The following is a 6983-nucleotide window of genomic DNA, read 5'->3' as shown; positions in this document are numbered from 1 at the left end:
GGTACAAGCCCCTTCTGATATGCTGCGATAGCAGCCAATAGTGTTATGAGCAAGTAGCGAAGGCGGATTGCGAATGTACGTTTTACAAACAGGCATAGCAATTTGATCAAGGTGTATTATATTATTAAAAATGGTTACTGTTGATTTGTAAGCTTGCTACTTGATGTCAGTATAATAATAAATAAGTTTTGCAGGGGATTACAGTCTAAATTTAATGGGCTGTAATCATTTCTTATTATATTGGATGTAAGAATAGTAACCAAAAGTAAATAATCGATTCGCTGTAAAAGGGAGGAATATGAGTCAAAAAGGAATTTTAAAAAATAAACTATTTTTATATCTGACAGAGTTTTTTGCGGGAATGTCGGTGATGGCGGTCGAGCTTGGTGCGAGCCGCCTTTTAGCACCTTATTTCAGCTCATCTCAGATAGTGTGGACAATAATAATCGGAACGATAATGATAGCCATGGCACTTGGAAATATTTATGGCGGAAAGAGTGCGGACAAGTCACCGAACCCTGACAAGCTGTACGGAAGAATACTTATTGCGGCAGTCTGGATAGCACTTATTCCTGTTGTAGGGAAATATATCGTTCTCGGTATATCAGCATTGCTTATTTTTACAGTGAGTAATAATTTTCTTATAATTGCGGCTTTTGCGGCATGTATGATAATTTTTGTATTTCCATTGTTTTTGCTTGGAACTGTCACGCCATCGCTTGTAAAATATTCCGTTGACAGCCTTGACGATAGCGGAAAAACAGTTGGAACTTTAGGTGCATTTAATACGGTGGGAAGTATTATAGGAACATTTATCCCAACCTTTGTAACCATTCCGGCAGTCGGAACATCAATCACATTTCTTATTTTTGCCGGAATACTGATAATGCTGTCTGTCGTATATTTTACACGCAGCCATACGGGGAAAAAGAAAATGACAATTGCGTCTATAATCTTTGTAATCTGCTGTTTTCTGGGAAATTCGGACTCATTTGCATTTTGGGAAAATGACCTTGCTTATGAAGGCGAATCTGTTTATAACTATCTTCAGGTATCGGAGACAGATGACAGGGTAAATCTTTCTACAAATGTGCTTTTCGGAGTGCAGTCCGTTTACATGAAAGAAGGCGGACTTACGGGAATGTATTACGATTATGCAATGGCAGCTCCGCTTATGGTCAGGGATAAAAAAACAAAAGACATGGATGTACTGATTCTTGGGATGGGTACGGGAACTTATGCTACTCAGTGCAAAAAATATTTTGGAAATATGTCTATAGAGGGTGTCGAGATTGATGAAAAGATAACGGCTCTCTCAAAAAAATATTTTTCACTTCCGGACGATGTGAAAACAACGACTTATGATGGAAGGGCATATTTGCAGGCAACAGATAAAAAATATGATGTGATAATGGTTGATGCATATCAGGACATAACGATTCCGTTTCAGATGTCGTCTGTAGAGTTTTTTACAATGGTAAAAGAGCATCTGACGGATAACGGAGTTATGGTAGTAAATATGAATATGCGTGGCAGCGGTGATGGCAATATCAATGAATATCTTTCTGACACTATCGCATCTGTTTTCAAAAATGTTTATACGGCAGATGTGGACGGTTCGACAAACAGAGAATTATTTGCGTCAAATGATGAAAATATGACTGAGACATTAAAAGCCAACATTGAAAAACTTGAAAACATTGACTTAAAAAATATGATGGGTATAGTTTCAGATAGCAGTATAAAATACAAGGCAGGAAATTATATTATGACTGATGATAAAGCTCCGGTCGAACTTCTTGGAATGAAAGTCATAGATAAGATTATTAAAGAGGAAGTGGCTTATTATAAAAAGATATATAAAGAGCAGGGGCTTGACGGATTGTTGAAAAATCTGTGATTTAACACTATAAACGAAGTAGCAGAGCAGATTGCAAATATCCCCTTGACTAAAACAAAAAAGCGGATTACATGATTGTGGCAGGTGTACTGTATTATTGATATTTCGCTAAATTTATTTTGAGTTGTTTAGCGGCAGTCAGTGATATAGTACACCTGATTTTTATGTTGGGAAAAATATCCCCTTGACAATAAAAAGTCCCTAATATATAATAGTCCTAAAATAAGACCGAAAGAGGAGGACAGTTTCTTGGACATCGAAAGCAAGACAAAAGCATTTTGTAATGCGTGGCAGAGCTTGAGTACGATATATGAAGATTATGCCAGAAAATCAGGCGTTTCATATAATTCTCTCTATATCTTAAATGCCATCCAGCAGACCAAAAACTGCACACAGAAGCAGATATGTGAAAAAACATTGCTGCCAAAGCAGACGGTAAATAATGTTGTCACGGGATTTTTCAAAAGCGGATATATAGAGCTTAGGGAACTTCCTGAGAACAGGCGTATTAAGACGATTCATCTGACTAAAGAGGGAGAGGGGTATGCAGATACTCTTATTCCACATATAAATCAGGCGAACATAGTGGCAATGGAAGTATTGACAGAGGAACAACAGGATACATTGCTTAGTCTTATGGATATATATGTTGCGGCATTTCGCAGGGAAATGTTAGGAGAATAGCCTCCTGTTTTAGACAGGAGGTTTAAACATCATATAGGTAACAGCGTCCTATATAATGAAACGCTCCGCTGTGGATGTGCACAGATGCGTAAAGTAATAGTTGCAAAAATATGCAACACGCATCTGGCACAAAAATTACTGTAAGTCTTTTATAGATTTTATGGCGAAATTAAAATAGACTTACAGTAATTTATTTAAATATATAGTCCTAAAATAGTACAGTATTGCAATATGACGAAAAGGAGGATGAAATGCGTACGGTAGATATGACAAAGGGCAGTCCGGTAAGCCTTACGGCAGTTCCTTTTATAGGAATGTGGGGCATATGGTTGACTACGGGGCTCACATGGACGGTGACGGCAATTTTTGCATTGATTCGTTATAAACATGGTGCATGGAAAACAAAGAAATTGGTATAATTAAAATATAGAATAGATAATGGCCAAAATGATTGTATGTTATATTTGCACAATTTAATAAGATATAATGAAAGTTTCGCAAATATCCATAAAATATAAAAGCTAGAAAGGAACAGCAAGATGAGGAAAGTTGTAGTTTTTGGGGCAGCAGGACATACAGGAAAATATATTACTGAAAAGATGAAAGGCGAGCAGGATATTGAATTATCTGTGTTTGTGAGAAATCTCGCAAAGTTTGAAGGTATGGATATGTCGGGCGTAAAAATAATAAAAGGTGATGCCTTAAATGCAGATGATGTAAAAAAGGCAATGGAGGGACAGGACGTATTGTTGTGTTCTTTGGAAGGTGATGTTTTGAAAATGGCACAGAATATCGTTTCTGCACTTGATGAGACATCTGTAAAACGCATAATCTGGATTACAGGAATGGGAATACATCATGAAATAACGGGTATGCGTGGAGTTATGTTAAATATGCTTGCAAAGAAAAGACCTGATTATATAGAAGCGGCGGACACTATTGCGGCAAGTAAGGCAGATACGACACTTCTTAGATGTCCGGGCATCAAAAACGGACATAACACAAAATATTTTCTCACAAAAGAAGGAGAGCAACCGGCACACAAAGATATTGAGAGAGCAGGAATTGCACAGTGTATGCTTGATATGATAAGAGATGAGCAGCTTGGTGTTAATGAGAGTTTGGGAATAACTAATTAAATTTATGCAGATAATTGCGAAACTGATTGTATTCTGTGTTAATTGCACAAATATAACAAATACTAACGCAGGCACGCTCTCGATACCTGTCACTCGGCTTATAAACAAAATGAATGCTACAGCTCGAAAATAAAATTTTCTCGCTGTTCGTTTCACTCATATAATTTTCAGAAAAAATAATTGTATGCAAGCATACATTATTTTTACATTGAAAATTACATTCATTTAGAGTACAAAGTGCTGACGGTGACAGAAGTGTACTGCTAATATTATTTGCCATATTTACACAATCTAATAATATGTAATGACAGTTTCGCAATTATCTGTCAAAGATTGTGATTAAGGAGAGTTAAATTTATATGAAAGATTTTATATATGACGCAGGTGTAAAGATTATTTACGGTAAGGGTCAGATGGATACAGTGGTTGATGAAGTTTCAAAACTTGGGAATAGAGTTCTCATTGTTCCGACAGGAAGTTTTGTTTCGGGTGGTCATTATGAGGAACTTGAGGGCTGTCTTAAATCAGCAGGAATAGAGAGTATCTGTCTTGAAGCGGTGAGAGAATCTTTGCTCAGCAATGTAAATGAGGGGATTGATATATGTGTAGAAAGACAGGTTCAGGCGGTCATAGGCATCGGCGGAGGCGTCAGCATGGATATAGCAAAAGCTGTTGCTTTTGGTGCGATGAATACAGGTGTTCCGATGGAAAAATATTTGACCTATGAGATTTCGACGGAGGGACTTTCGCATCTGCCTGTTGTGACGATACCTACAAATCCGATGTCGGGGTCGGAAACAAATGCAGATATTCAGATTACATTGGATGAAACAGGGCTTCAGGTTGGATGTCCTGTTTGCAAAGCGGAATTTACATGGTTAAATCCTGAATATATGTTGTCACTTCCTGACAAGGTACTTACTTACGGACAGATGACCGCATTTGTGCAGTTATCGATTAATTATCTTAATAACGGCCGTTCAATTCTTGCAGAGCATTATGCAGAAGGTTCAATGAAGACAATTTTAGAGGGGCTTAGAAGAAGTCTCGCAGATAAAAATGATGTTGATGCTCGTGGAACATTGCTTTTAAACAGTGCACTCAGCCTGTCAGGAATAAATGATCTCGGTCGTGAGCCAGAGTTTATCCCTTATCCGTTACAGTCTTTTGCACAGAGATATTTGGAAATTAATTATCCGCAGGCATTAACAGGATTATTTCCTTATTGGTTAAAGCATATTTACCGTGCAAGTTCAGAAAAAGGAATTTTTTACCGCTATTTTGAGGAAATCCTTGATGTGGATATATCAGGAAAAGACGAAGAAGAACTTCTTAGCGAAGTGTTGCAGGCACTTAGGAAACTTTATCAGGAATTTGGAATAGCCTTTACTTATGGGGAGATTGCAAAAAATCCGAAAGAGCATGAAAGGCTTGTAGAGCTTATAGACTCATTTGGACCTATGCCTTGTAATATCATGCCTGTCAATTCTGAAAAGTTGGCAGAAATCATAGAAGATGCAATAGCAGGCAAAGTTGATTAAAGAAGATTCAATGTAAAATGTAATGTATTGTATGAAAACAAAAAGAAGCGGGCATTTTCTGTCCGCTTCTTTTAACTTTTGTTCGCAGGCATTTTATGCTGTTACAATATCAATCTGATCATTTGCATCAAATGCCCTTTCCGATATAACGATGTCAGGGTTTTTAATATAAATTGTCGCAACACTTTTATATGTACCCGGAATATCTACTGCCCGAAGCACATTATCTTCTACATATTTAACTCCACTGCCAAATGTTAAAGATTTTACCCAAAATCCCATGAACGCACCTGTTCCTATTGTTTTGACATTATCAGGTACCACAAGTCCATCTAGCGTTTCCCAAGCTGATGTATCGTCTATCTTGCTGTTATCTTTCATAAGATAACCACACAGGTAACCATCGTCAAGCATTAACATACGCTCATTTTCCTCGTTTAATTTTGCAAAACCTTTTCTTAAGAGTTCATCCTTTAATGAATTTTTCCAATATTTATTTGTCTGCCACAATATCTTTATTGAGTCATCATCAAGATAATCCATATTTAATGTTACTTTTATATCATTACATTTATAATGACTTGAATTTATCGAAGTGTCATCTGATATTATCTTAGTTACTGTTTTAGGAAATACTATTTCATTCATGGCACTGTCCATAAAATACATATCATACCCATAGCTTCCCGCTGTGACTGTTGTACATTTATCTGATATAACTACTTTTTTTCGTCCATGTGGTATCCTTAAAAGTGTCTTTCCGTCCTTTGAGTATATCAGTCCGTCCACACTCTTATAATTTGGATCATTTGCCATAACTTCAAAACCGCCACTTTTACCAACTCTTTTTAGAATATTAATATTAAGTGATGTTGTAAATTTAATTTTTTTAAGTGATTTGCAAAAATATCCCAAAAAAGACTTAGGCTGATATTCATAATCTGGATCCTCATATTTAATTACTCCTATATCTCCAGGCATTGTTATATTTTCAAGTTTTTTACAGTTACAAAGTGCACCTTCACCCAGTTTTTTTACAGTTTTTGGAATAGTTATACTTTTTATTGAACTGTATTCAAATGCACCTATACCAATACTCTTTACTGATTTTGGAATGGAAATATTTTTTATTGCACACCCTTTAAATGCACCTGTCCCAATACTTTTTACTGTTTTAGGAATATTAACTTTTTCAATTCCGGATTTTTCAAATGTATATTCTTTTATTGCTGTTATACCATTTGGTAGGTTTAAACTTTTTAATGTCGGGGTATTTGAAAATGCACGGGCACCAATCCGTTTTAAAGTTGATGGCAATATTATTTTTTTTAACTTTTTGCAATCTTTAAACGCATTGTCAGGTAATGACACAACCCCCTTTTTAACTACAACTTTTTTAATATTTTTGCCCTCATACACTGTTATATTAACGGAATCTCCCATTTCCCCATTTCCTTTTACAGTGAGTACACCATTTTTAAAGCTCATGGTTACATAATGGTCATCCTGCTTTGTTTTCTTTTTTGCAGCCGAAGCATTATCAGTCTGCATAAACAGTATTGCTGCTGATGCTATGATAACAACTCCAAGCATTATACTTTGTTTAAAAGTAAACTTATTGGCAGACTTTCTGTTTCTGATAATTTTTTCTTTTTTCATACTAATCTCCATTCCGCCGCCTTCGACTGGCGGCACAAATAGTAACGAAAGTATTTCAAC

Annotated in this window: 6 protein-coding genes; 5 read left to right on the top strand and 1 reads right to left on the bottom strand. The window is 36.2% G+C overall.

All coding sequences use genetic code 11. The features are described from left to right. Window positions 1-298 precede the first annotated feature (298 nt). The 5 genes from KQI69_RS04145 (at window position 299) to KQI69_RS04125 (ending at window position 5264) form a co-directional block, all read left to right on the top strand. Window positions 299-1900, top strand: a complete 1602-nt coding sequence (locus KQI69_RS04145; protein WP_216564044.1) for a spermidine synthase — start codon at window positions 299-301, stop codon at window positions 1898-1900. Window positions 1901-2149: 249 nt separating this feature from the next. Then, a complete protein-coding gene (locus tag KQI69_RS04140; RefSeq protein ID WP_253288995.1) occupies window positions 2150-2584 on the top strand; it encodes a MarR family winged helix-turn-helix transcriptional regulator in 435 nt (144 codons plus the stop codon). A 251-nt stretch (window positions 2585-2835) separates the two neighbouring features. Further along, a complete protein-coding gene (locus tag KQI69_RS04135; protein WP_216564042.1) occupies window positions 2836-3003 on the top strand; it encodes a hypothetical protein in 168 nt (55 codons plus the stop codon). 120 nt (window positions 3004-3123) lie between these two features. Next, window positions 3124-3723, top strand: coding sequence for an NAD(P)H-binding protein (locus KQI69_RS04130; protein ID WP_216564040.1), 600 nt, complete (start codon window positions 3124-3126; stop codon window positions 3721-3723). A 359-nt stretch (window positions 3724-4082) separates the two neighbouring features. After that, the gene (locus tag KQI69_RS04125; RefSeq protein ID WP_216564038.1) at window positions 4083-5264 is read left to right on the top strand and encodes an iron-containing alcohol dehydrogenase; all 1182 of its coding nucleotides are present in this window, start codon (window positions 4083-4085) and stop codon (window positions 5262-5264) included. Window positions 5265-5357: 93 nt separating this feature from the next. Here the strand turns inward: KQI69_RS04125 and KQI69_RS04120 are convergent. After that, the coding region (locus KQI69_RS04120) for a leucine-rich repeat domain-containing protein (protein ID WP_216564037.1) at window positions 5358-6983 on the bottom strand (1626 nt) is incomplete at its 5' end.

The organism is Eubacterium sp. MSJ-13 (assembly GCF_018918235.1).
Classification (GTDB): Bacteria; Bacillota; Clostridia; order Lachnospirales; family Lachnospiraceae; genus Butyribacter.
The sequence above is the reverse complement of the archived record's forward strand: the minus strand, read 5'-3'. Positions and strand labels throughout refer to the sequence as shown.

Excerpts from the sequence above, each read along its gene's own strand:
- KQI69_RS04145 (WP_216564044.1), top strand. The coding sequence starts at position 299 with ATGAGTCAAAAAGGAATTTTAAAAAATAAACTATTTTTATATCTGACA.
- KQI69_RS04130 (WP_216564040.1), top strand. The coding sequence starts at position 3,124 with ATGAGGAAAGTTGTAGTTTTTGGGGCAGCAGGACATACAGGAAAATAT.
- KQI69_RS04125 (WP_216564038.1), top strand. The coding sequence starts at position 4,083 with ATGAAAGATTTTATATATGACGCAGGTGTAAAGATTATTTACGGTAAG.
- KQI69_RS04135 (WP_216564042.1), top strand. The coding sequence starts at position 2,836 with ATGCGTACGGTAGATATGACAAAGGGCAGTCCGGTAAGCCTTACGGCA.